General features: G+C 55.9%; 15 protein-coding genes. 11 read left to right on the top strand and 4 right to left on the bottom strand.

The window, feature by feature from the left end; translation table 11 throughout:
• The first annotated feature begins 1 nt into the window (after nucleotide 1).
• From KK078_RS00640 to KK078_RS00615, 6 genes are all read left to right on the top strand, one after another.
• Nucleotides 2–1,954 carry a KUP/HAK/KT family potassium transporter gene (locus KK078_RS00640; RefSeq protein WP_254088292.1) on the top strand — a complete coding sequence of 651 codons (1,953 nt, stop codon included), beginning with the start codon at nucleotides 2–4 and terminating at the stop codon, nucleotides 1,952–1,954.
• A gap of 295 nt (nucleotides 1,955–2,249) precedes the next feature.
• Nucleotides 2,250–3,050, top strand: coding sequence for a phosphatase PAP2 family protein (locus tag KK078_RS00635; RefSeq protein ID WP_254088291.1), 801 nt, complete (start codon nucleotides 2,250–2,252; stop codon nucleotides 3,048–3,050).
• A 375-nt stretch (nucleotides 3,051–3,425) separates the two neighbouring features.
• On the top strand, nucleotides 3,426–4,052 hold the full coding sequence (locus KK078_RS00630; protein ID WP_254088290.1) for a TetR/AcrR family transcriptional regulator: 627 nt from the start codon (nucleotides 3,426–3,428) through the stop codon (nucleotides 4,050–4,052).
• Between the two features lie 47 nt (nucleotides 4,053–4,099).
• Nucleotides 4,100–5,473, top strand: coding sequence for a TolC family protein (locus tag KK078_RS00625; RefSeq protein WP_254088289.1), 1,374 nt, complete (start codon nucleotides 4,100–4,102; stop codon nucleotides 5,471–5,473).
• Nucleotides 5,474–5,503: 30 nt separating this feature from the next.
• On the top strand, nucleotides 5,504–6,568 hold the full coding sequence (locus KK078_RS00620) for an efflux RND transporter periplasmic adaptor subunit (protein WP_254088288.1): 1,065 nt from the start codon (nucleotides 5,504–5,506) through the stop codon (nucleotides 6,566–6,568).
• A 5-nt stretch (nucleotides 6,569–6,573) separates the two neighbouring features.
• A complete protein-coding gene (locus KK078_RS00615; protein WP_254088287.1) occupies nucleotides 6,574–9,603 on the top strand; it encodes an efflux RND transporter permease subunit in 3,030 nt (1,009 codons plus the stop codon).
• A gap of 118 nt (nucleotides 9,604–9,721) precedes the next feature.
• Here the strand turns inward: KK078_RS00615 and hrpB are convergent, their stop codons facing one another.
• The gene (gene hrpB / locus KK078_RS00610; protein WP_254088286.1) at nucleotides 9,722–12,196 is read right to left on the bottom strand and encodes an ATP-dependent helicase HrpB; all 2,475 of its coding nucleotides are present in this window, start codon (nucleotides 12,194–12,196) and stop codon (nucleotides 9,722–9,724) included.
• A gap of 45 nt (nucleotides 12,197–12,241) precedes the next feature.
• Nucleotides 12,242–13,606: a neutral/alkaline non-lysosomal ceramidase N-terminal domain-containing protein gene (locus tag KK078_RS00605; protein WP_254088285.1), complete on the bottom strand. Its 1,365-nt coding sequence runs from the start codon at nucleotides 13,604–13,606 to the stop codon at nucleotides 12,242–12,244.
• Between the two features lie 105 nt (nucleotides 13,607–13,711).
• On the opposite strand from KK078_RS00605, the gene KK078_RS00600 reads away from it, so the two are divergent.
• The 3 genes from KK078_RS00600 (at nucleotide 13,712) to KK078_RS00590 (ending at nucleotide 17,162) form a co-directional block, all read left to right on the top strand.
• The gene (locus KK078_RS00600) at nucleotides 13,712–14,767 is read left to right on the top strand and encodes a c-type cytochrome (protein WP_254088284.1); all 1,056 of its coding nucleotides are present in this window, start codon (nucleotides 13,712–13,714) and stop codon (nucleotides 14,765–14,767) included.
• 104 nt (nucleotides 14,768–14,871) lie between these two features.
• Complete coding sequence (locus KK078_RS00595) at nucleotides 14,872–16,113, top strand: DUF7033 domain-containing protein (protein ID WP_254088283.1); 1,242 nt, start codon at nucleotides 14,872–14,874, stop codon at nucleotides 16,111–16,113.
• On the top strand, nucleotides 16,113–17,162 hold the full coding sequence (locus KK078_RS00590; RefSeq protein WP_254088282.1) for a GNAT family N-acetyltransferase: 1,050 nt from the start codon (nucleotides 16,113–16,115) through the stop codon (nucleotides 17,160–17,162). Before KK078_RS00595 ends, KK078_RS00590 begins: the two co-directional genes overlap by 1 nt.
• 49 nt (nucleotides 17,163–17,211) lie before the next feature.
• On the opposite strand, the gene KK078_RS00585 is transcribed toward KK078_RS00590, so the two are convergent.
• The gene (locus KK078_RS00585) at nucleotides 17,212–17,478 is read right to left on the bottom strand and encodes a hypothetical protein (protein WP_254088281.1); all 267 of its coding nucleotides are present in this window, start codon (nucleotides 17,476–17,478) and stop codon (nucleotides 17,212–17,214) included.
• 79 nt (nucleotides 17,479–17,557) lie between these two features.
• Nucleotides 17,558–19,888: an OmpA family protein gene (locus KK078_RS00580; RefSeq protein ID WP_254088280.1), complete on the bottom strand. Its 2,331-nt coding sequence runs from the start codon at nucleotides 19,886–19,888 to the stop codon at nucleotides 17,558–17,560.
• Nucleotides 19,889–20,233: 345 nt separating this feature from the next.
• Between KK078_RS00580 and KK078_RS00575 the strand changes: the two genes are divergently transcribed.
• The gene (locus tag KK078_RS00575) at nucleotides 20,234–23,401 is read left to right on the top strand and encodes a HEAT repeat domain-containing protein (RefSeq protein ID WP_254088279.1); all 3,168 of its coding nucleotides are present in this window, start codon (nucleotides 20,234–20,236) and stop codon (nucleotides 23,399–23,401) included.
• 43 nt (nucleotides 23,402–23,444) lie between these two features.
• Entirely contained in the window at nucleotides 23,445–24,881 is a 1,437-nt protein-coding gene (locus tag KK078_RS00570; RefSeq protein WP_254088278.1) for a DUF4062 domain-containing protein, read from the top strand.

The following is a 24,881-nucleotide window of genomic DNA, read 5'->3' as shown; positions in this document are numbered from 1 at the left end:
TATGGCTAATTCATCTGATAAACACCTGACGCCGTTATCTGTTGGCGGTGTGCTGGTCTCGTTGGGCATTATTTATGGCGACATTGGTACTTCACCGTTGTACGTATTCAAGGCCATTGTCGGCACCCAGACGATCAACCAGGACCTGATCTTCGGTGGACTGTCGTGTGTATTCTGGACATTAACCCTTGTCACCACCTTCAAGTATGTATACCTGGCGCTGAACGCCGATAACAAGGGTGAAGGTGGAATATTCGCCCTCTATGCGTTAGTGCGCCGGTATAAAGCCGCGTGGGTGATCTATCCCGCCATCATCGGCTGCTGTACATTGATCGCCGACGGGTTTATTACGCCGGCCATCTCGGTGTCATCGGCCATCGAAGGCTTGCGCATTCTCAATCCTGAAATTCCCACCGTCACCATCGTGATCGTGATCATGACGGCGCTGTTCGTATTCCAGCAGTTCGGTACCAGCGTGGTGGGCAAGATCTTCGGCCCGATCATGACGGTGTGGTTCTGTACCATTGCCGCGTTCGGCATCATGCAGTTCTACGATCACCCGCAGATCTTCCAGGCGCTGAATCCGTACTATGCCTATCACCTCATTGCCGAATATCCCAACGGCTTCTGGCTGCTGGGCGCCGTGTTCCTCTGTACTACCGGGGCGGAAGCGCTGTACTCCGACCTGGGCCACTGCGGCAAAGGCAACATTCGTGTAGGCTGGACGATCGTCAAGATCGCATTGCTTTGCAACTACTTCGGCCAGGGCGCATGGTTGCTCGATCACCAGGGCACAGTACTGGGCGAGCAGATTCCGTTCTATGCCATCATTCCGCGCGACTTCCTGATCTTCGGGATCATCATCGCCACCCTCGCGGCCATCATCGCCAGCCAGGCGTTGATCTCCGGTACGTTCACGCTCGTAAACGAAGCCATGAAGCTGAAGCTGTGGCCCGCCACCCGCGTGCGTTACCCCAGCCAGGTGAAGGGCCAGATCTATGTACCGGCGATCAACTGGATCCTGCTGGTGGGCTGTATCGGCGTGGTGCTCATCTTCCGCGAGTCGTCGCGTATGGAAGGCGCGTACGGTCTTGCGATCACCATCAACATGTTGATGACCACCTCGCTGCTGGTGTTTTATTTTATCACCACCAAAAAGTCGAAGGTGCGCTCGGCCATCATGGCGGCGATCTTCTTCTCGCTGGAGGGCATGTTCCTCTTCTCGAACCTGGACAAATTCCATCACGGTGGCTGGTTTGCTTTCAGCATCGCCTTCCTGTTCTTTATCATGATGTATGTGTTGCTGCACGCACGCCGCCTGCGCGACCGGCATACGGAGTTCGTCGACTTAAAGCACTATGTGGGCATGCTGCAAGACCTGCAGGCCGATACCACGGTGCCGAAAGAGGCTACCAACCTGGTATACCTGGCCATGGCCGACAGCAAGCGCTATATCGACTCGAACATTATATACTCCATCTTCAAGAAGCGTCCGAAGCGCGCCGATGTATTCTGGTTCGTGCACGTCGATACCGTCGACAACCCGTTCACCAGCAAGTACGTGGTGGACACGATCATTCCCCGCAAGTGCTTTTTTGTGCGGATCAAGCTCGGGTTCAAGACCGATCACCGTGTAAACCTGTTGTTTAACAAGATCATCCACGAAATGGCTGACGCCGGCGAAATCGATCTGACCAGCCCCTACCCTTCGCTGCACAAATACAGCATGATGGCCGACTTTAAGTTTATCATCCTGCATTCCTGGGCGTCGTCAGACAGCGAGATCTCGAGCTTTGACCGGTTGATCATTCAAGGCTATCGCCTGTTGAAAGAATACAGCTTGTCCACAGAAGAGCTGTACGGCATCGAAGCCGCCAACCTGGAGCTGGAGCGGGTGCCGATACAGGTCGGCCCGCAGGCCCGCGTCAAGATCAAACGCGAGCGCGAAGATTAGGCCAAAAAGAGATCTCCACAATCGTTTTCGAAAACCAGCCGGGCATTGGAACCAACTGTACCGGCTGGCTTGTTTTCAGTCCATCAGCACACTATTTCATCGTGGCGAAAGTCTGCTCCTGGCATGCCGGAGAGCGCGATAAAGTATTGGCTGTTAGCAAGTTACAAGGAAACAGGCGCGTGTGGGCGGGAAGCAGGGATTAATCCAACCCTTGTACCTTTTAGATTGCAATTGCAATCGTAATCATTGTCCGCAATAATGTATATTTGGTATACGTTTTGCCAAAATAATGCGCATGAAACTAACCCCTGCAGCTCTCCTCCTGTGTTTGGCCTGCCCGCTGGCAAAGGCACAGTACAACCAGCATTTTGCTGCCCGTACGAGGCCCTCAGCACCGGTAAAGATCGACCTGCTTATGCCCGAAGAGGCCCAGGAGGTCGAACCAGAAGCACCGAGCAAGGGTCATGCCCTCTGGCAAGCGGTGCGCGTACCCACGGTCCTGATCGGCCTGGGCGTATATTCCACCATCCGCCCCGATGTCATTAACCGCTACGAAGTGCGCGAAGAGCGGAACGAACACCTGCCTAATTTCCACCATACCGCCGACAATTACCTGATGCACGCCCCGATCCTGATCGTGTATGGTTTGAATGCTGCCGGCGTAAAAGGCAAACACGACTTTAAAAACCGCACGCTGCTGCTGGCCAAATCAGAAATGATCATGGCTGCCCTGACGTTCTCCTTCAAGAAAGTGACCAGCGTGCCGCGTCCCGACGACAGCAATAACTTTTCTTTTCCTTCCGGCCACACCGCCCAGGCGTTTGCCACGGCAACGTTCCTGGCCAAGGAATATGGCGACCAGAGCGTCTGGTATAAGATCGGCGCCTATGGCATGGCCACCACGGTGGGCGCCATGCGCATCCTCAACAACCGCCACTGGGTGTCTGATGTGCTGGCCGGTGCCGGCATCGGGATCCTGTCGACGAACCTGGCGTATCTTACCCACCAATATAAGTGGAAGAATAAGAACAGCAACCTGACCATCGTGCCGGTGTATTCCAATGGCCCCGGCGTTTATATGGGGTTAAGGCTCTAGCATTTCCATAAAAGATACCACGTTGTAAAAGCCGCCGTTGGGTGGCTTTTTTGTTTGTATGGCAACCGTGCCGCATATCGGCCGGAATCGCGAGCGCCTTCCGGCACGGAGCCATAAGCATGACCAGAGCATGCCTTTAGTATGCCTTTTCCCGGCTTTGTGTAGGGCTTTGATACGGGTAATGCTCCTCCGTACGCCCTATTTTTCCTTACCATGCGCCGTTTCTCTCCTATCTTCTGATCATCTTTGCCCACCCGATTAGACGTCTACCCCAATTTTGGGGTGAACAGCGCTTTTGGGCCAAAAGAATCTTTCTTAGATTTCTTTGCAACCTTAATTAACTTTACATCGTTAAGTAAATAACCACTGAACAATATGTCCATCGCGGAAAGAAAAGAACGTCAAAAGATCGAGTTGCGGACCAAGATCCTGGATGCAGCCCGCACGTTGTTCCTGGAGCAGGGCTATGAACAGACCTCCATCCGCAACATTGCGGACCGGATTGAATACTCTCCCACTACCATCTATCTCTATTTTAAAGACAAGGACGACGTCTTTTATGCGCTTCACCAGGACGGTTTCGCCCTGCTGCGGCAGTTCATGCGGCCGCTGGAGCATGTATCAGACCCCTTTGAGCGGCTCAAGGCCCTGTCGAAGGTTTACACCACCTTTGCCATGGAAAATACCGAGCTCTACGACCTGATGTTCACCATGCCGGCTCCCATGAAGGCACTGGCGGAAAAGGAGGAATGGACCGAAGGTGACAATGCTTTTAACTTCTTGCTGCAAACCGTACGCGAATGCCAGTCTCAAGGCTATTTTGAGGGCATGGATGCAGAGGTTCTTTCCTACACCGTATGGTCGATGGTCCACGGCATTTGCAGCCTCGAAATCCGTGGGCGTTGCGTTAAGGTACTCAGCGAAGCCACCTATGAAAACATCGTATCCAAGGCGACTGCCCAGGTGGTGGAAATTTTGGATCGAATGCACACCAAACGCTAGACTAAAAAATTTTGCCTTACGACTTAACAGTGTAAACTAAATAATCAATGAACATTCAATCATCCTTCCGCCGCCTCAGGAACGCCTGCTCCCTCCTGGCGCTGACCCTGATCCCGGCCGGTATGTATGCGCAGCCGGTGCTCGATGGCTACGTGGCCGAAGGGCTTCGCAGCAACATCGTGCTGCAACAGCGAAACATCTCGCTGCAGCAAGCCGAAAACTCCCTGCGCATCGCTCGCACCTACTTCCTCCCATCGGTCACCTTGCTCGGCGATTATACTTCGGGCAAAGGCGGTCGGAGCATCGACATCCCCATCGGCGACCTGCTTAATCCGGTGTATTCATCGCTCAACCAGCTCACGGGCAGCGACGCTTTTCCGCAGGTACAGAACGTCAGCCAGAACTTCTTTCCGCACGACTTCTACGACGCCAAGGTGCGTACGTCCCTGCCGTTGATCAACACCGACCTGTATCTGAACCGCGCCATTCAGCACGACCAGGTGGTGTTGAAACAGTTCGAGGTCGATGCTTATAAACGCCAGCTGGTGTTCGACATCAAACGCTCCTACTACGATTACCTCGCGGCCGTCGAGGCGGTAAAGATCCACGAGAGCGGCCTGGTACTGGTCAATAAGAATGTAGAGATCAATGAATCCCTGACACGCAATGGCAAAGGCCTTCCCGCCAACCTGCTGCGCTCGCGCAGCGAAGCCGATCGCCTGCGGGCCGACCTGAACAGCGCCAGCAACACCGCCGAGAACGCGCGTCGTTACTTCAACTTCCTGCTGAACAAACCCCTGGAAAGCACCGTGACAATAGACACGGCGGTAATGAGCATGCCGCTGCCCGACACGGTGCAGCAAGATGCTTCCGCGCGTGAAGAGCTTTCGATGCTGCGCACGGCAAGGGCCATCAATCAATCGCAGATCCGCATGACCCGCCTCAACCGGGTACCCAAGCTCAGCGCGTTCCTGGACCTTGGCTCGCAGGCTACGCATTGGGAGTTCAACAACGACTCGCGCTATTACCTGGTGGGCGTACAGCTCTCGCTGCCACTCTTCCAGGGCTTCCGCAACGGTTATACCATCCGCCACTATCGATACGATCTGCAAAAGACGGAGCTGGAGCTGAGCAATACCACGCGACAGCTGGAGCTTGCTGCTTCCATCGCGCAAAACGACTTACAAACCGCGACGCAGAACCTGCAGGCGGCGCACCAGCAGCAACGGTCGGCACAGAGCTACTTTACACTGATCGAAAAAGGATATCAGCAAGGTGTCAATAGCCTGATCGAGTTCCTCGACGCCCGCAACCAGCTGACAGCCTCCGCCCTGCAGCTCAACCTGCGCACCTTCGATGTGCTGCGCGCCGCGGCTCGGCTGGAGCGCGAAACAGCTTCTTATACCCTCACATCAAACTAACCGGTTCTAACGACCTCAACATACGCACTTATGAAACGCATACGCATTTTCGTCCTTTCTTCCCTGGCGATCATCGCCACCCTGGCCACGATGCAGGCTTGCTCTGACAGCAAGGGGAACACCCGCACCATTCCTTCGCGCTCCGAGCCCGTGCCTGTAAAGGTCATGGCGCTGGAGAAAAATACTGCTGCTACGGCGGTCATTGCTTCCGGACAACTCAGCACCGAAGACGAATCCATCCTGGCCTTTAAGATCGGTGGCGTGGTAAGCCGCGTGCTGGTCAAGGAAGGAGACGCGGTCAAAAAAGGACAACTGCTGGCGACGCTCGACCAGACCGAGATCGATGCCACCGTCGCACAAGCCCGCCACGGCTTTGAGAAAGCCCAGCGCGACTATGAACGCACCAGCCACCTGTATACGGACAGTGTCGCTACGCTGGAACAATGGCAGAACGCTCAGACCGCGCTGGACGTGGCACGCGAACAGCTTGCCGCGGCCCGCTTTAACAAGAGCCACGCCGAGATCCATGCCGCCGGCAACGGCTATGTATTGAGCAAGTTCATCCATCCCGGTCAGGTGGTAGGCGTAGGCGAACGCGCATTGCAGTGTAACGTTACGTCCAGTGGCAATTGGATCCTGAAAGTGAGCGTGAGCGACAAACAATGGGCTCTGCTGACGGTCGGAGAAAAGGCCACGATCACCATCGATGCCTTTCCCGATCAGTCGTTCCCGGCTGTTATTTCGCGGAAGTCTGAAACGGTCGATCGTCAGACGGGTACGTTTACGGTCGAGCTTCGCCTGGAGGCTACCCGGGCACGCCTGGCGACGGGTATGTTCGGCTCCGCGAAGATCCAATCCGCGCAAACCAATACCTTCTGGTCGGTGCCATATGAGAGTGTGCTCGATGCCAGCGGCGACGAAGGATTTGTGTTCGTTACCCACGACGACAAGACCGCGCATAAGCAGCGCGTTACGGTCGCGTCGTTCGATGGTGAACACATCAACATCCGCGGCGGCCTGGAGGATGCCGGTAAGCTCATCATCTCCGGCAGCGCCTACCTGTCTGACAACTCTCCTATCACCATTATACCGTAAACTGTATGAAGATCTCCGAATACGCTGTCAAGAATTATCAGTTTACGCTGATCATGTTCCTCATGGCCGCTGCGGTGGGCATCACCACGCTGCTGACCATGCCCCGGGGTGAAGACCCCGAAACCGAAGCGCCGCAGTTCTCTGTCGTCGTAGTATATCCCGGCACCAGCCCCAAGGACATGGAAGAACTGGTGGTCGACCCGATGGAGGAACGCATCCACGAACTGGACGACATCAAGAAGATCAAGACCACCATCAAAGACGGCCTGGCCGTGGTGAACGTGCTCTATAAGTACGAAACCGATCCCGACGATAAGTACCAGGAAATGGTGCGCGAGATCGGCAGCCTGCGCCAGGAATTGCCCCGCGACATCTATAGCATCGACATCATGAAATTCCAGCCTTCGGATGTAAACGTGCTGCAGGTAGCCCTGGTGTCGGACAATGCTTCGCGCAGCCGTCTGAAAGAGTATGCCGAAAACCTGCAGGACGAGCTGGAGCGCCTGTCGCCGCTGAAGAATGTAGAGATCCATGGCCTGCCGGAGCAGATCGTACGCGTAGACCTGCGGCTGGAGAAGATCGCCCAGATGCACATTCCCCTGGAAGCCATCACGGGCAGCCTTCAAAGCGAAATGGCCAACATCCCGGGGGGTAGCGTCGTGGCGGGTTCCAAATCCCTCAACATTAAAACCAGCGGCAACTATACTTCCCTGGAAGAGATCAAAAACACGATCGTCTATACCGCCAACGGTCACAACATCCTGCTACGCGACGTGGCCGACGCTTACCTCACCTTTGAAGAGAGCAATCACACCACACGGCTGAATGGCCACCGCAGTGTATTTGTCGTAGCGGCACAAAAGGCCGGTTTTAATATATCGAGCACAAAGGAGATCTATACGCCGGTGCTGGAAGAGTTTGCCAAAACCCTGCCCGGCAACATTGCCATGGTCAAGAACTTCGATCAGGCCGACAACGTCAACAAACGCCTGAGCGGTCTGGGCATGGACTTCCTGATCGCCATCCTGCTGGTATCCATCACATTGTTGCCCCTGGGCTGGCGTGCCGCCATCGTGGTCATGATCTCGATTCCGCTGTCGCTTGCGATCGGCCTGGTGATGCTCAACCTGTTCGGCATCAGCCTGAACCAGCTGAGCATCGTAGGCCTGGTGGTAGCGTTGGGGTTGCTGGTGGACGATAGCATCGTCGTGGTCGAGAACATCGAGCGCTGGATGCGGGAAGGCCACTCGCGCCTGGAGGCGACGATCAAAGGTACAAGCCAGATCGGCCTGGCTGTTATGGGTTGTACGGCTACGCTGATCATCGCCTTCCTGCCGCTGGTATTTTTGCCGGAAGCATCCGGCGACTTTATCCGCGGTCTACCCCTGGCGGTGATCTTCGGGGTCTTTGCCTCGATGATCGTATCGCTGACTGTGATTCCCTTCCTTTCCAGCCGCCTGCTCAAGAACCACAGTGGCGAGAACATCTTCCTGAAAGTATTACAACGCCTTATCTCGGGCAGTTATGCACGTCTGCTGGATAAAGCCCTGAAGCACCCCATCGCCACGCTGATCATCGCCGGTGTGATCTTCTTCGGCTCGCTGCAGCTCTTTCCCGTAATCGGGTTCAGCATCTTCCCGTCATCGGAAAAACCGCAGTTCCTGATCAATACCATTACACCCTTGCAGACCAGCCTGGAACAGACAGACTCGGTGGCGAGCTATGTTGAAGCAACGCTGGATACTATACCTGAAGTAAAATATTTTGCTACCAACGTAGGCCGCGGCAACCCGCGGGTATACTACAACGTGATCCAGGAAAACGAACGCACCGACTTCTCGCAGACGTTCGTACAACTCGACGAGCACGCTTCGGTCGATACGAAAATGGCCATCATCAATTCGCTGCGGGAAAAGTTCAAGGACTACCCCGGCGCCAAGATCGAGGTCAAGAATTTTGAGCAAGGTCCGCCAGTACTGGCCCCCGTCGAGGTACGGCTCTTTGGTGACAACCTCGATACGCTCCGCGCACTGGCCGGCCGTGTAGAGGCCATGCTGAAACAGACATCCGGTACGATCTATGTAAACAACCCGGTCAGCAACCTGATGAGCAACATCCGCGTCGATATCAACCAGGAGAAGTCGCGCATGGCGGGCATCAACACCGTAGACATCGACCGCACCGTACGCCTGGCCGTGGCCGGCCTGAACCTGGGGAATTTCTCCGACAGCGACGGCGAGGACTACGACATCGTCGTGACCACGCCCAAACAAGAGCGCGCCACACTGGCATCGCTCGACAACCTCTTCGTCAACAACCGGAATGGCGCCGCTATACCCCTGGCGCAGATCGCCGAGCTGAAGCTGGAGACCTCCCCCATCAGCATTGACCACTACGACAAGATCCGTATGGTAGCGGTCTCGTCGTTCGTTGAAAAAGGTTATCTCAACGACCGCGTCATTACCGAAGTGGTGGACAAGATGAACCACATGAACTTACCCGCCGGCTATAGCTACCGCATGGGCGGCGACGTAGAGGCCAGCCAGGAGTCGTTCGGCGGACTGGGCACGATCATTATCGTCACGGTGTTCCTCTTCGTGGCAGTGCTGCTGCTGATGTTCAAGACGTTCAAGAGCCTGTTGATCGTGTTGAGCGTGATTCCCCTGGGAATCGTGGGAGCGGTGATTGGACTGTTGGTGACCGGGAACACACTGTCGTTCGTCGCGATCATCGGATTGATTGCGTTGGCGGGAGTAGAAGTGAAGAACTCTATCTTGCTGGTGGACTTCACCAACCAGCTGCGTCAGCAGGGTAAATCGGTAGATGACGCAATCCGCGAAGCGGGTGAAGTGCGGTTCCTGCCAATCGTGCTGACATCGCTGACAGCGATCGGCGGTTTGATGCCGATCGCGTTGTCGGTCAACCCGTTGATCTCGCCGCTGGCGGTAGTGTTGATCGGGGGGTTGATCAGCTCGACACTGCTGTCGCGGATCGTGACGCCGGTGGTGTATAAGTTGATCCCGCCGAGGATATAGTGATTTCCAGTATGTATATGAAAGGCTCCGGTGAATACCGGGGCCTTTGCATTTTTTGCCGGCATGTCTGCGCGAAGCGGAGACGGGCGCCAGCAAGCACGGCCAGCAGATCCGGCGACTACGACGTCCGCCGTTTTGCGCCCCGCACGGCCTCTGCCGTCCAGGGGTCTTCGGGCCAGTGGTGGCGCGGGTAGCGCATGCGTAGCTCTTTGCGTACTTCGTGATAGGTGGTTTGCCAGAAGCTCTTGAGGTCTTGCGTTACTTGTACCGGTTTGTAGCCTGGTGACAGCAAATGCAGCAGCACTTTCGTGCGTCCCTCGTTGATCGAAGGCGTTTCCAGCAACCCGAACATCTCTTGCAGCCGTACTTCGATGACCGGAAACCGACCGTCGACAAAATACTGCAGCTGGATCATGGAGCCGCTCGGCACCTGGATCCGCACCGGCGCCAACGTGTCGAGGCGGCTGCCGAGCTCCCAGGGTAATAAGGACGGAAGGATATCGTGCCAGTTCAGGCGCTGCAATTCACTGAGCCGCGACAGGCCTGTCAGGAACGGTGCCAGCCAGACCTCCAGCGTTTGGAGTAGGGCTTCCTCTTGTACGTCCGGCCAGGACTCCCCGGGGCGCCAGTGTTTCAGGCTCATGACACGGGCCTGCCACGCTTGTTGTGCCTCATCCCAGCCAATGGCCTTCAGCCCTTTGTCGCGTATATAGTTGCAAATAACCGCGATGCGGTTTTCATCCGACACCTGGCCCAGCGGTTTGCTTTCCAGCAACAGGGTGCCCACGCGCTTTTCAAGGTTGCCGACGACGGCTTTGCGCTCGTCGTCCCAACGCACCACTTCCTGCTCGCGTGCCTGGGCCACCAGGTCTGCGGGGCTGACGGCTGTCGCGAGGAAGATCTTGCCTTCGCCGCTGCCGGCATCAAGCTGTGCGACGCACAACCACGTCTCGCGGTGCAGCGGGTCGTGCTCCTGCAATTTGGCCACGCGGCCGTTGGCCAGCTTGTAGCGCTCGCTGTTCTTGCCTTGCTGCTGCGCGACACGCTCGGGGTATGCGGCGAGCAGCAGGCGGCCGATCGTTTCGTCTTTTGGGATGATGTTGTCTTCTTCCACCTTCAGCATGCGGCGCCAGTTGGCCGCCAGCTTCTCTACGCGCTCCAGCACACCGCGGTCGGCGAAGGACTTCTCGCCTTTACGCCACTTGCGCAGGGCCTCCACGCGCAAGGCCAGGTCGGCGCCGGCTTCTTTCGGTAACGGGTCACGCTCTTCCAGCAGCGCCGCGATGTCGGCCGCCAGGGCCACTTGCTTGTCGGCCGCGGCTTCCAGTAACAGGTGGGCTATACGCGGATGTGTCGGTAGCTTCAGCATCTCCCGGCCGCGGCCGGTAATGATACCTTCGTTTGTGGCGCCGAGCGCCTGTAACAATTCCTTTGCCTGGTTTACAGTTCCTGCCGGTGGCACCGTCGCCCACGTGAGCTCCCGCATCTCGCGCACGCCCCACTGGCTCAGCTCGAGTACGAGGGGCGCGAGGTCGGCTTCTACTATTTCCGGCGTCCGGTTTGCGACGAGCGTGGCCTGGATCGACTCCGTCCACAATCGGTAGCACGTGCCGGCGGTCAGGCGGCCGGCGCGGCCGGCGCGCTGGTCGGCAGCATCGCGGGTCACCCGCACGGTGTCGAGCCGGGTCAGGCCGCTGCGGGGGTCGAACCTGGGCACCCGCGCCAGGCCGCTGTCGATCACGATGCGAATGCCCTCGATCGTCAACGACGTTTCGGCGATCGACGTCGCGATCACTACCTTGCGCCGGCCCGCCGGGTGCGGCAGAATGGCTTCCTGTTGTTTCTGAAAAGGTAGATCACCATACAGTGGGTGCAGGCTCGCGTCTATACCCTCTTCTTCCAGCAGCGATTGTACACGGTTGATCTCGCCTGCGCCGGGCAGGAAGGCCAGTATATCTCCCTCCTCATCACGCCAGGCGCGGCGGATGGCTTTGGCCATGCGGGTAGCGATGGGTACAAACTCGTCGTCCTGGCTATAGCGTATGGCCACCGGGTACTGCCGGCCGGTGGAAGTAATGATCGGTGCTTTTAGCAATGCCGAGAGATAGTCGCCGTCGAGCGTCGCCGACATGATGAGGATACGCAGGTCGTCGCGCAACAACTGTTGCGCTTGCAGCGCCAGGGCCAATGCCAGATCGGCGTGCAGGCTGCGCTCGTGAAATTCGTCAAAGATCAGCAGGCCGGCTTCCTCCAGGCTGTTGTCAGTCTGTAACATGCGGGTCAGGATGCCCTCGGTCACGACTTCGATGCGGGTCTGTTTACCGACACGCGTCTCGAACCGCACCCGGTAGCCGATGGTATCGCCTACACTTTCATCGCGCAGGTTAGCCATGCGCTGCGCCACCGACCGTGCGGCCAGGCGGCGGGGCTCCAGCATAATGATCTTTTTACCCTGCAGCCAGGGCTCCTCCAGCAGCTCCAGCGGCAGCACGGTGGATTTTCCCGCGCCCGGGGGTGCCTGAAGAATAGCGATGTTGGATTCGGCGAGCCTCGTACGGAGCGCCGGAAGTGTCTCGAGAACTGGATACTGCATTACAGCGGCAAAGGTAATGCACAAGAGTGGGAAGTCCGAAAGAGGCTATTCGACCGGCGGCGAGGTCTGGTCCAGCAGGCGGTAGAGGCAGTAGGTTACATACGCGCCGCTGCCGGGGCCGTACCAGTTCATGAGGCGGGTTTCGTAGTGCTCCCGGTCGTAGTAACGGTCGTTGGTGACGTAGCCGATATAACCACCGTTAAAGCTGGTGACCATGACGTGCTGGCCCCGAACCGCCGCCAGCGAGTCGAGCGGCCTGGTGAGCTCGCCCGAATAGTCACACGGCGTGCCCAGCATGATCAGGTTGCCCATGCGCAGGGTAGTGAGGTATACCGGGTATTCGCCAAAGGCGGCGCGGAACAGCCAGGGTCGTACGCCCCAGTCTTCCAATACTTTGGCATTGGGCCGCGGCAACGCCAGCCGTACGCGGTACATGCCCAGCGTGGTATCGGTCACGGGCTGTAGGGCGCCTCGGTGTGCCTGAAAGGCGTCCTTCAACGTCGTGGCCATCCAATCGATACACGGTTCGCCGAACTCCGGCGCCGCGGCTTTGTGGCTGCCTACGGCGCCCGCCATATACATGGCGAACGTATAGCCCGCCTTCTCCATGGCGTCCACCAATTCACCCGGATAGTCGCGTGACAGCGCCAGGTCTTTCGAGAACAGGCACGTGGCGTGGGCGGTAAAGCTCATCAGCAATAACCGGGTGCTGTCCGTGCGGCGCACTTCCAACACGCGCAGCAGCGAGTCGACACCGCCGTCTTTTGACAGCCGGTTCAGCACGGCGTTCCCGACGGGAATTTCGGCCGTCCGCAACTGCGCGGGCACAAGGTTGGCGGATGCCTTTTGAATGGATTCTTTGATCTTGTGAACAATGAACTGGACGACGGTGTCCTCATAGCTTCCGTACAGGATGCCTGTCGCGCCTTCGCCCCAGTTGCCGATGCTGTTGTGGGTATGCGTGGCGCCGAGATACGTATTGTCGATGTGAAAACCGATGTCCGGCAACTGGCGCTGCAACAACGCACTGACTGTTGGCGGAATGATGAGCAGGTCGGCGCTGACGATGGCGACGCGGGCCGTGCCATTGTCGACCACCATGGTGCGGACGTATATGGAGTCACGCACGCTGCTATATACCTTCCCCATGCGGTTGCCATAGCCGGCCAGGGCGATGGGTGCCGCCGGTGTCAGATTCACCTTCGCATATCCCACGGCGAAGCCTTTCATTTCTTCCGACACGAGGGGCTGTACGCTGTCCAGTCGTTGCATCATGGTTTTGTAGGCAGCCTGCTCGCGCACAGGGGTGCGGCGGAGCGGCACGATGCTCACCAGCAGGAATACGAGGACGATGCCCAGGGTGACGGCAAGGGTGATGCCGGCGTAGCGAAGGATTTTCCGGATGATCATGGCTCCCCAAGATACGGTTTTCAGCTTACCGGGCACAGCCCGGCGTGACGTGCGGGTACAATTTTTCCCTGTATGGAGTATAGTTTCCAGCATTGACAGCGGATTATGAATAGGTTACCCGTGGTATTCGGTTCTTTCTTGAAATGGCTCTGGCCCGGCCGGCGTCAGCACGGTGGCGTGCTGTTACTTTTCTTCAACGCCTTTACCGGCGCGTGTACATTCGGTTCCACACCTCTACGGTGCTTGTTTGGCGTAATGCTGGCAGGTGTGCTCTCGACCGGCTGCGGCTTCGCCCAGCCTATGCAGGATGATTCAACACAGATCTTGCAACATGGCGAATTGCTCTTCCGTCGTCATTGCAACGCCTGTCACAGCGTGCACCGTGAGGTGGTCGGACCCATGCTGGCCAGCGTCACCAAGAAACGCAGCCATGCCTGGCTGATCCGTTTTATCAGCAACTCGGAGCAAGTCATTGCCTCCGGCGACGCATACGCACGCCACTTGTCCGATGCGTATAACAACCAGGTGATGCCGACTTTTTCTATGTTGTCGCAGCAAGACATCGCATCCATCCTGGCGTATATCGAGCATGAGTCACTCGTGCAGGTGGACGAAACGCCGGTACACGACCGCATCACGGTCAAGAGCGATAGCAGTATACTGCGCGGCCGCGTGTTGTTCCGCGACCAGTGCTCGTCGTGTCATTTCATTCACTATGAAGGGCGATATGCCCCGGCCCTGGGCAGCGTCTCCAAGCGCCTACCGCGGGAGTGGCTGATCCCCTTCATTCAAAATTCACAGAAGGTAGTTCGAAGCGGTGACGAATATGCGGAGGCACTTTTCGAGCGTTATCACAGGCGGGTCATGGTCCCGATGAATTTTCTGACTGAAAACGACATTACTGACATCCTGAATTATATTGCATATTCGTCCACAAGCATGGTCGAAACCGTCGCGCCGGAGGAGCGAGCCCATGGGCCGGGCGTGGTCACGAACACGGCCGCTGACGGCGAAGTACCTGATCAAGAAACACGTCCCACGTTTTCTTTGCAGACCACGTCGTGGATGCTGATCACACTGTTCGTTGCATTGACGATTATTGCCGTGATCGGTACCGCCTTTGCTATCAAAATGCTTCGTTCGTTGTGGCGTAAAGATTAAGTTCGACTCCAACCCACTGCCGTCGTCATGTATACACCTTCCCCAGTTTACCGGCGGCTATCACGGTTTGTGGGATATTGGTATCTTTTGCCCAAATTCACCGTATGGTCAAGTTCTATCTGTCTCCTGAAATCACGGCACACCACGCTCCGATCACCTATATCCTGTCCCTATGGGGCAAACACACCGGCTGCGCTGTAACGTTTGCTCCTACGCCCGAGGGCGCCCTTACGATCGGAACATCGGCCGACGCCACCTTCCGCATCGGCGGCGGCTTTCAACCCGACGACTTCCGCCAGGTTGCGCTCAGCCCCATGGGTATGCTGACCGGTACCGACGATCAACCCGACATCTTGCGCACTGCTTTCTACCTCATCAATACCCTGCAGGAATACAACGCCCCGCAACCCGACGCACTGGGCCGCTTCCAGTATGTCAACAGCTACCAGCATCGGCTGAATGTTGCGCGTGAGAACATCGTACAACGTTGCTTTGATGCCGTCTCGAAGGCGGCAGGCGTCGCACCCCGCCGGGAGAAAACACAATTCATGCTCTCACACGACATCGACCTGGTACATCGCGCCGTAATTGAAGACGGCTTTAACGTGTTAAAGAAAGGCCGCATAGACCAGTTCCTGGCCATCCTCATGCGGGCAGCGATGGGCCGCCCCGATTGGCTCAACATCGACCAGATCGTGAAGATTGAAAGCCTTTACGACTGCCGGTCGGTGTTCTTCTGGATCGTAAACCGGGGCGGGCTGAATGCCGACTATACCTTCCACTCGCCGCGCATGCAGCGTCAGTTCCGGGCAGTAACGGCCGGTGGATCGGATAACGGTTTGCACAAGAGCATCTCGGAGGAGTCGTTTGAACAAGAGCTGCAAAAATACGGACCGGGTGCCATTTCCAACCGCTACCATTACCTGAAGTTCCACCTTCCTCAGGCCTATCACGACATCGAGGCTGCCGGCCTGAAGCTGGACGCCAGTGTGGGCTTTGCCGAAGAAGCCGGCTTCCGCAACAATTATGGCCTGCCCTTTAACCCCTATAACTTTCAGACCCAAAAGCCTTTCCCATTTTTAGAAGTACCCCTGCACGTCATGGACCGTACGTACTTTCAATACAAGAAATTCACCCCGGCAGCGGCGGAAAAAGATATTTTAAGCTTTTTTGACCAGCACCGTGAAAATTGCGTGCTTTCCGTGCTGTGGCACAATAACTTCTTTACAAACTATAAGTTTAAGGGCTACCTGGACCTCTACAAGAAAATACTGGCTTATATTCGCGACAATAAACTCAAGACCGTCTCTCAACAGGAGATCATCAACCAGTATTCCATTCACTAATGGCCATAACCATACGCTTACTTCGCGACGACGAAATTCAGTTAGCCAATAACTTTTTTAATGCCATCTACGGAACGAACCGCCCGCTGGTAAACTTCCGATGGGAGTTTCTGGAAGGACCGTTTGGCAAGGCTATTTACGTCGTAGCGATCGATGACAGTGTGACCGACACAACAAAAGTAGTGGGCATTCAGTGCGCTATTCCTATCGAGCTGATCAACGGCCGGGGTGAACGGGTGTTAACCGCCAAGTCGGAAGATACGCTGGTCGACCCCGCGTACCGCGGTCAGAAGATCTTCGAGCGTATGTACGACCTGTTGTTCGAAGCCTGCAAGAACGCCGGCATCCGCTACATCTGGGGCTTCACGCCCGCGAAGAAAGCATTCGAACGCATTGGCTTTGCCATTCCGTTTGCGACGGAGCAAGCCCTGCTGGTATTCCAGCCCATGGCGGCCTATCGTTACCTGAAGAGCCTGAACGAGCAGAACAAGACCCTCGACAAAGTAAAGGTCCTGGGTCTGTGCTTTCTGTCGTGGCTGAAGGGCATAAAGCTTATGTTTACCGGCCGCCTGGCGCTGACCGAGACACCGCTCTCCGGTAAAGACAAAGCCTTTCAAAAACACTATGCCGGTCAGGACCTCTTCACCTTACACGAGACCACTGCATACCTCACCTGGCGCCTGGCGCACAACCCCTTTGGCAATCATTACCGCAGCTATCAATCCGCCGACGGCACGTTTGATGCGCTTGTGAACAGCCGCCCGAACGTGGGGTATATCGAGCAGGTCTTTACCCCTGTCGAAAACCGGCACCATGCCGGCATTCACAGCCTGGTAGACATTCTGCGCAAACAACGTGTGCCGCTGATCCGCACCTTTAACTTTAGTTCTAACGACGTGTTGAAAGCGCAGGGGCGGCAGCTATCGGAAGCGGGGTTTACGTATCTGAAACGAGGCAGCTTTTTTGTCTGGAAGTCTCTGGATGACCAGGACCGTATAAAACCTTCGCAGTTGCTGATCAACCGGTTGTTTACACAGGGGAACCTTTAACGGAACTCTCGGATCAGTGCCGACCCTGGGGCCAATTCAACCATCTCCCCTACAACGCCAATAATTCTGCAACCCTGCTTCTAAACGCTTCTGCTTCATAGTATGCTTCGTCCGGTCGTGTACAAAAGGCTGCAACCTCTCCTTTTCTTATAACCGATATCCCGGCAAGGGTTCCTTCAAATTGCAGGACATAAAAGTCATCGCCCTTCCAAATATCGAGCATAACGGCTCCCGAATCGAATTCATGAGTTTCATATTTTAAGTGAAGGCTCTTGAGTTGTGAAACAACTTCCTCGTACAGGGCAGTACTATTCATAGCGATCTAGGCTTTCACACACAAAAAAGCCCCGGCTTAGTCCGGGGCTTTTTTATGTATATATTAATGCAATAGTCAGTTATTTCTTCTCTACGAGCGCATTCAGATCGACCACGCGCACCTCCACACGTCTACCCTCCTCTTTCGAAGCCGTAGCCGTAGTCTGCGATGCACCGTAGCCCTTTGCTACAATGCGGCGGCGTACAACGCCCTTGTGGTTGAAGTAGTCCAGCACGGCGATCGCACGCTTGTTCGAGATCTCGCGGTTCAGCTCTTCGCTGCCTTCTGCTGAAGCGAAGCCCGAGATCTCGACGCCCAGGTCGGGGAACTTGCTGAGCTCGGCCAGAACGGCGTCGAGCTGCGTGTTATATTGGGCTTTCAGGTCGCTCTTACCGGCGTCGAAGTAAATCTTGACAAACTTGGTGAGCGACGCTTTGTCAAAGGTCGATTTCTTCACAGCGTTCTCCTTCTGTTTTTTGGCTTCTTCCGAGAAGCTGAACGTGGGCAGCGAGAAGATGGTCTTGCCGTCGATCTTCTTTTGCTCGAACTTGCTTTCGTCGCTTTCGTCGTAGTAATAGGTACGTGACGCTACCTCGATACGGGAGTTTTCCTTCTCATTGAAGTTTACGTCCTCGATCGGGTTCTTCATCTGGATCAGGTCCGTGAGGTAGTCGATACCTTCTTTATCGCCGGAGGCCATCAGGTCCAGCATCAGGTCGTATACATCGACGTTACCCCCTTGTACCAGTTTGGCTTCGTGTGTTTTACGCAGGTCGGCCTTTACGTCCTGGTCTGTGTCGTAGAAGGCATTCTTAACTTCTACCTCCTGCCCTACGACGACGTCAAATTGTTTGATGGTACGCAGGTTGATCATCTGGTACAGCTCGTAGAAGTACGTCTGGTTCGGAATGTTGATGTTCAGCGTATAGGGCAGGAAACCTTCCGATTCGATCACCATGTCGTAGTTCTTCGACGGCGGCAGAATGACGAGGTAATTGCCCGTCTTGGGATCGGGATCGTATACGAAGTCGAGCTTCTTGCCGGTGCTGTTGTCGATCAGGTAGATCTTCGTCGGCATGGGTTTACCGGTTTCGGCATTGAGGATCTTACCCTTGATCATCGTCAGCGGAATGTCAGCCGATGATGCCGGCATGTCGAGGTAATAGATGTCCTGGCCGCCATGGCCGCCTTTGCGGTCCGATGAAAAATAGGCACGGGTACCGTCGGCGATCAGGGTAAAATAATTGTCGTTGGCCGTGGTGTTCACGGGGTAGCCCATGTTCTCGGGCGACGACCATTTCTCACCGACCAGCTTCGACATAAAGATGTCGCGTCCGCCCATGGAGTTGTGGCCGTTCGAGGTAAAGAACAGCGTTTTCTGGTCGGGGTGAATGAAGGGCGCATCTTCGTCTGCCTTGGTGTTTACGGGAGCCCCCAGGTTTACCGGTGCGGTCCAGCTGCCATTTGCCTGCAGCGTGGTCCTGTAGATGTCCAACCCGCCCTGGCCGCCGAGGCGGTCGCTGGCGAAGTAAATGGTCTTGCCGTCGGGCGTGATGCTGGCGGTAGACTCCAGGTATTTGGGGGTGTTGATGTTTGGCGTCAGCAGCGAAGCCTTTGACCAGGTGTCGCCTGTTTTGGTGATCTGATACAAGCCGCCCGGATCGGTAGCACCGCCCATGAAGACGATCATCTTCTGGCCGTCGGCTGAGATGCCGGCTGTACCGACGTTGTAGTTGTGGGCGAGCGGAATCTGTTTTGGCTCCGTCCAGCTGCCGTTGTTGTTGTAGGATATGTATAGCTCTTCGATGAACTTGTCGCCGGTGCGGGTCTTGCCCGTGTTGGGGCGCAGGGCCGTATAGGCCATTACGCTTTCATCGGCCGACACCACGGGGTTGTACTCCGTGTATTGGGTGTTGATCATCGAGTTGAAGTAGTTCACTTTAAAGTCGCGCGGCACCGACATCAGGGCCATGGCGTTGGAGCATGTGCGAATGGCGTCGTCGGCCTGCGCGATGGCCTTTTTGTCGGCCTTGTTGCTCAGTTGGCGGAACCTGGTGAAGCTCTCGAGCGCTTTGGGCACGTTCTCATCCTTGAGGTAAAGATCGCCCAGGTCGTAGTGCAACGTGGTGGGTATGCTCTTGCCGTTGGCGACGGCATACTCGAAGTACGGGATCGCTTTGATCTGTTCGGTCAGCTCGGGAGACTTCTGGTAACAAACACCAGCCCGGTAGTGTACCATAGGATCTTTTTCGCCCGCCTGGATGGCTTCCTGGTACTTGGCCAACGCGGCCTCGTAGCTCTTGATTCCGAAATAGCGCTCGGCTTCCGCCAGCGATTTGTTGCTTTGCGCAAACAAGGATCCTGTTGCAAAAAATAAGCTGAGCAACAGATAAATACACTTCTTGATCATAAGAAACTCGGTTCTATTTTGGTTTTCAATACTACAAAGAATATGGACGACTTTAAGCACATGGCGTGCCACAGATTCGTCGTTTTGGGAAGTAAACCTACATGCATGCTGCATCGCCTGCCCGGTTAACCCTTCTGACGCAAAACCACCCGGTCGATATCCGTTCGACGAAAAGTGGGGTAAAATCCGGTTTTTACTTCCGAATATAAAGTATCACTTGAGGTTACAAAGTTAAGAAGTTCGGAACTAATGTCTTGCAGAGGTACTAAAAAAGTACTACATGGTCTCTGATTATAGGATATTCCCTGAAATATCCCGACTTTTATGGCTATCCGTCGAATTGGCATGAAAGCACAAATACTGCGTTTTCTGGATGTTGAGTATGGTGAGGGTAGCCGGGTGGCCCTCCTCCTGATCATGAGTTTCTTCATGGGCATGTTCCTGGCGACTTTCAGCGTGGCATCCCAGACGCTGTTCCTGAAATACTTTGACGAGCAGCGCGATCTGCCGATCGCCCTGTTGGTATCCGGTGCTTACGCACTGGCAGCCACTGCGTTATACAATTTTTTTCAGAACCGCATTCCTTTCCAGCGGCTGGCCGCTTTCAGCCTGACGACCATCATTATCCTGACCGCCTTTATCGAGTTTGGCGAGTCGGCGCTCCAGGACTCCGAGAGCATCTACTTCTTTGGTTTTACCGTACTGGCACCGTTTTCTTTCATCATCTATCTCATCTTCTGGGGCTCGTTCGGCCGTGCGTTCAACCTGCGGCAGTCCAAACGCCTCATCGGCACGGTAGACCTGGGCGCTATGATCGCTTCTTTTATTGCCTTCTTCTCGATCACGCAGTACCTGCAGGCCGAAAACGCGGACACCGAAAATCTATACTCCGTGGCACTGGTCAGTATCCTCGCCTTTACGGTTTCATTTTTATACCTGTCCATCAAGTGGCTAAACAAGCGACGTACGTTTGCCGAAGAGAAGACGATCTATAAGAAGCTTGTCATCGGCGACTTTATTCAAAACCGGTACATCTTGTACATGTCGTTGTTTGTCGTGGTATCGATGCTGGCGGCGAACTTCGTGGACTATTCCTTCCTGAACGTTACCACGCTGTACATGGACGAAAGCCGTCTGGCGAGCTTCATCTCCTCCTTCGAGATGACGATCGTGATCTTCGGGTTCCTGTTCCAGACGATCGCCACCGACCGCATCATCCGCGAGTACGGCATGCGGATCTCGCTGCTGGTAACGCCGGTGCTCATCGGCCTGTTTACCGTGGCCGCGTTGATCCTGGGTGCTGTCTTTGGCTATTCCCCTCAGGACAACCTGTTTGTGGTGTTCTTCCTGATCATCTCCATCAGCAAGCTACTGATCCGCTCGCTGAAGGACTCGCTGGACAACCCCACCTTTAAGTTATACCTGCTGCCGATCGAAAGCCATATCCGCATCGACGTGCAGACCAAGATCGAAGGGCTTGTGACCGCCTTCGCCAGCTTGCTGGCGGGTGCGTTGATCTTGCTGATCAACCGGGTTGAAATATTCGACCTGTTATACATCACGCTGTTTACGGTGCCCCTGCTGGCCTTCTGGTTCTTCGTCGCCAACCGTATGCACTCCAGTTATCGCCATACTCTGCAAAACGCCCTTGTGCGCAGTAAGGGCACCGGTTCGCGTCAGCGCGAAAAGGAGTATAACCTCAGCACAGTATTAGAGAAAGAAGTCAACAGCACGGCAGAAGATAAAGTGCTCTACGGTTTAACGCTCATGGAGAAGCTGGAACCGGCTGTGTTCGAGAGCACCATCACCCGCCTGGCCGAACGGCCGCTGTCGGCGGCGGTGCGCAAGTTCGCGCAGGAAAAGATCCAGTTGCTGGGGCTTACCGCCGAAATCGAAAAGAGCGAGATCCGTACCCTGGCCGAGAAGGCCTATGGCGAATTGGAGGATGGCGATGTGCTTTCCATCGCCCCGGAAAAGTTATTGCGTCTGAGTAAATCCGTGCGTCAGGCCGATCGCCTCTTGGCGGCCAAGCTGCTGCGCAAGCTGATCGGCCCCAAAACGATCTTCGTGTTACTCGAGCTGCTGCGCGATGCCGATCCGCGCGTGCGTTACGAAGCGCTTTATACTGCGCGCAAGGTAAAACGGCCGGAGACCTGGCCGATCCTGATCGAGCTGTTAGGCTCGCCCTGGTATAGCCACCATGCTTCCGCCGCCTTGCAAGAAGCGGGCGAGCCGGTACTGGCGGCCCTCGAGGCGGCCTTTCACAAGTCGGGCCAGAGCGACCTGGTCATGCTGCGCATTGTGCAGATCATGGGCCGCATCGGCGGGCGCCATGCGCTGGAGCTGCTGTGGAGCAAAGCCGATTATCCCGACAAACGTATTGTCAAACAGATCCTGTTCTCCCTGCGGTTCATCAACTACCAGGCTAAAGGCCGTGAGCTGCGCGACGTGATCAACCTGCTGGAAACCGAAATGAGCAAGGCCATCTGGAACATGGCGGCCCTGCACGAGCTGCCGGAAACGGAAACATTCCAGTACCTGCGCGAAGCGTTGGAAGAAGAAGTGGCCGAGAACTACGACCAACTCTACATGCTGCTGTCGATCCTATACGATCCGCAGTCCGTGCAGCTGGTGCGCGACAACATCGAAACCAACGACCCCGACAACATTGCCTTTGCCATGGAGCTGCTCGACCTCTTTATCGATGCCGAGCTCAAGCCCAAACTGCTCCCCCTTCTGGACGACTCGCGCACATCGGTCAAGCTCAAGGCGCTGCAGCTATACTTCCCGCGTGAAAGTTATAACCCGGTACAGGTCATCAATTATATCCTGAACCGCGACTTTAACCTCAACAACCGCTGGACCAAGGCGTGTGCCATTCACGCCGCAGCCTTCCTGCCGGAGTTCCGCATCAGCCGCGGACTGGTGGCGCAAATGTTCAATTCGGACAGGCTTCTGCAAGAGACCGCCGCGTGGGTGATCTACCACAAAGATCAGCAGGCGTATCAGGCCATCCTGGACCGGCTGCCGGAGCGTGACAAGAAATTTATCGATTCGTCGATCGAGAACAACCGCCTGCTGGACGGCCTCAACGACGGTTTTTTCCTGTGGATCGAAAAAGTTATGTTCATCAAGCAGGTGCCGGCTTTCCGGTCGATACACGGCTCGTTGCTGGCCGACCTGGCGGACAAGATCATGCCGCTGGACTTCGATCCGGGCGAGCGCATTCGTTTGAATGGTGAAGACCACAATGCGCCGATCCTCATTGCGGCACACGGCGAGATCGTGCTGCGCCACGCCGGCGAGACTGTGGCCCACCTCAAGAAAGGTGACATCCTCGGCGAACTTTTTAGCGACACTGCCGTAAAGGCATCCGAAGCCGTCGCGCCCGGGCGAGCCGTTGCCTTCCGGATCAACGCCATGGACTTCTATTTTGTCATGGCCAACCACCACGAACTGGTGCAGGGGCTCATCAAGAACCTGAAAGAAGAACAACCCACGCCGATCGAATAATACCCTAAACGCATCATCTATACCGCATCTATACCAAAAGACCATGCCCTTCGATATTGACGTATTAATTGTCTATGCTGACCGCGACAATGAACCTGCCCACGCCGGTGAGCCCGGCTGGGTAACGCAGTTCCGCAAGTTCCTGGAGCTGATGCTAACCCAGGTGCTGGGCGAAAAACCGAACGTACAGCTCAAAAGCGAATCGTCGCTGCGTGGCGGTGTAGATAACGCGGCCGTGTGGGTGGCGCTGCTCTCGCAGGATTTTGTCCAGTCGGGCCGTTGCTTAGATCATATAGAAGCCGTCTTTAAACATGCCGGCACCGAGGCCCGCAGCCGCGTCTTCAAAGTATTCAAGACCCCGCTCAACGTGCAGGATCAGCCGCCACGGCTGCGCGAGCTGCTGGGATATGAAATGTACCAGCTGGATCCCGACTCCGGCGAGATCCGCGAGTATACCGATTACTTCAGCACCGAGGCTGAGCGTCAGTATTGGATGAAGATGGTCGACCTGGCCTACGACATCTACGAAACGTTGCTGCGCCTGCGCAACAGCACCTCACCTACCGAAAGTAAAAACCTGTACAAACGCAAAACCATCTACCTGGCCGAAACGGCCCACGACCTTTCGGTACAGCGCAACATCATCAAACGCGAGCTGCAGCGCCACGGCTACACGGTGTTGCCCAACCAAACGTTGCCGGGCAGCGTACAAGAGCTGGAGCGCCTCGTGCGCCGCGACCTGGACGAGTCTGCGCTTTCGATCCATTTGATCGGCAATGCCTATGGCGAAATACCCGAGGGTTCCGACCGCTCGCTCGTAGACATTCAGAATAAGCTGGCGGCTGAAAAAAGCCTGCAAACAAAAGAGCATGCCCAGGCCTTCACACGCCTGATCTGGATCTCGCCGCACCTGGCCCACGCCAGTGAAAAACAAAAAGGTTTTATCGAAACCATCAAGCGCGACGTCGAAGCGCAGGAAGGTGCCGAAATATTGCAAACCCCGCTCGAGGATTTCAAGAACATCATGCGGGAAGAGCTGGAAGAAGCGGGCGGCAAGCGTGTGTTTGCCGAGACCAGCGGGCGCTCGATCTACTTTATGCACGACAAAGTAGACCACCGTGAGGCGAAGCCCCTCATCGACGTGATCAGACAGTCGGGCTTTGAAGTGCTAGTACCCTCCTTTGAAGGAGACCTGCTGGACCTGCGTCAGCAGCACATCGACCACCTCTGCAACCTCGACGGCGCCATCATCTATCAGGGAAAAGTAAACGAACAGTGGGTGCGCATGAAAGCCCTGGACCTGTTAAAGGCGCCTGGTTTTGGCCGGCGCAAGCCCATCGTAGCAAAAGCGATCGTGACAGCACCCGGTGCCAGCCTCGACCCGGCCGGTTTTAAGAGTCAAAACCTGCAGGTCATAGAAGAAGATGCAAACAGACCGCTGGAGTCCCTGAAGAACTTTTTACTTGAATTTAACGCCTGA

The organism is Dawidia soli, assembly GCF_018598185.1.
GTDB classification, from domain to species: Bacteria; Bacteroidota; Bacteroidia; order Cytophagales; family Cyclobacteriaceae; genus Ohtaekwangia; species Ohtaekwangia soli.
Note: the sequence above shows the minus strand (reverse complement) of the source record. Positions and strands in the feature narration are given on the sequence as shown.

Excerpts from the sequence above, each read along its gene's own strand:
- KK078_RS00640 (WP_254088292.1), top strand. The coding sequence starts at position 2 with ATGGCTAATTCATCTGATAAACACCTGACGCCGTTATCTGTTGGCGGT.
- KK078_RS00635 (WP_254088291.1), top strand. The coding sequence starts at position 2,250 with ATGAAACTAACCCCTGCAGCTCTCCTCCTGTGTTTGGCCTGCCCGCTG.
- KK078_RS00630 (WP_254088290.1), top strand. The coding sequence starts at position 3,426 with ATGTCCATCGCGGAAAGAAAAGAACGTCAAAAGATCGAGTTGCGGACC.
- KK078_RS00625 (WP_254088289.1), top strand. The coding sequence starts at position 4,100 with ATGAACATTCAATCATCCTTCCGCCGCCTCAGGAACGCCTGCTCCCTC.
- KK078_RS00620 (WP_254088288.1), top strand. The coding sequence starts at position 5,504 with ATGAAACGCATACGCATTTTCGTCCTTTCTTCCCTGGCGATCATCGCC.
- KK078_RS00615 (WP_254088287.1), top strand. The coding sequence starts at position 6,574 with ATGAAGATCTCCGAATACGCTGTCAAGAATTATCAGTTTACGCTGATC.
- hrpB (WP_254088286.1), bottom strand. The coding sequence starts at position 12,196 with ATGCAGTATCCAGTTCTCGAGACACTTCCGGCGCTCCGTACGAGGCTC.
- KK078_RS00605 (WP_254088285.1), bottom strand. The coding sequence starts at position 13,606 with ATGATCATCCGGAAAATCCTTCGCTACGCCGGCATCACCCTTGCCGTC.
- KK078_RS00600 (WP_254088284.1), top strand. The coding sequence starts at position 13,712 with ATGAATAGGTTACCCGTGGTATTCGGTTCTTTCTTGAAATGGCTCTGG.
- KK078_RS00595 (WP_254088283.1), top strand. The coding sequence starts at position 14,872 with ATGGTCAAGTTCTATCTGTCTCCTGAAATCACGGCACACCACGCTCCG.
- KK078_RS00590 (WP_254088282.1), top strand. The coding sequence starts at position 16,113 with ATGGCCATAACCATACGCTTACTTCGCGACGACGAAATTCAGTTAGCC.
- KK078_RS00585 (WP_254088281.1), bottom strand. The coding sequence starts at position 17,478 with ATGAATAGTACTGCCCTGTACGAGGAAGTTGTTTCACAACTCAAGAGC.
- KK078_RS00580 (WP_254088280.1), bottom strand. The coding sequence starts at position 19,888 with ATGATCAAGAAGTGTATTTATCTGTTGCTCAGCTTATTTTTTGCAACA.
- KK078_RS00575 (WP_254088279.1), top strand. The coding sequence starts at position 20,234 with ATGAAAGCACAAATACTGCGTTTTCTGGATGTTGAGTATGGTGAGGGT.
- KK078_RS00570 (WP_254088278.1), top strand. The coding sequence starts at position 23,445 with ATGCCCTTCGATATTGACGTATTAATTGTCTATGCTGACCGCGACAAT.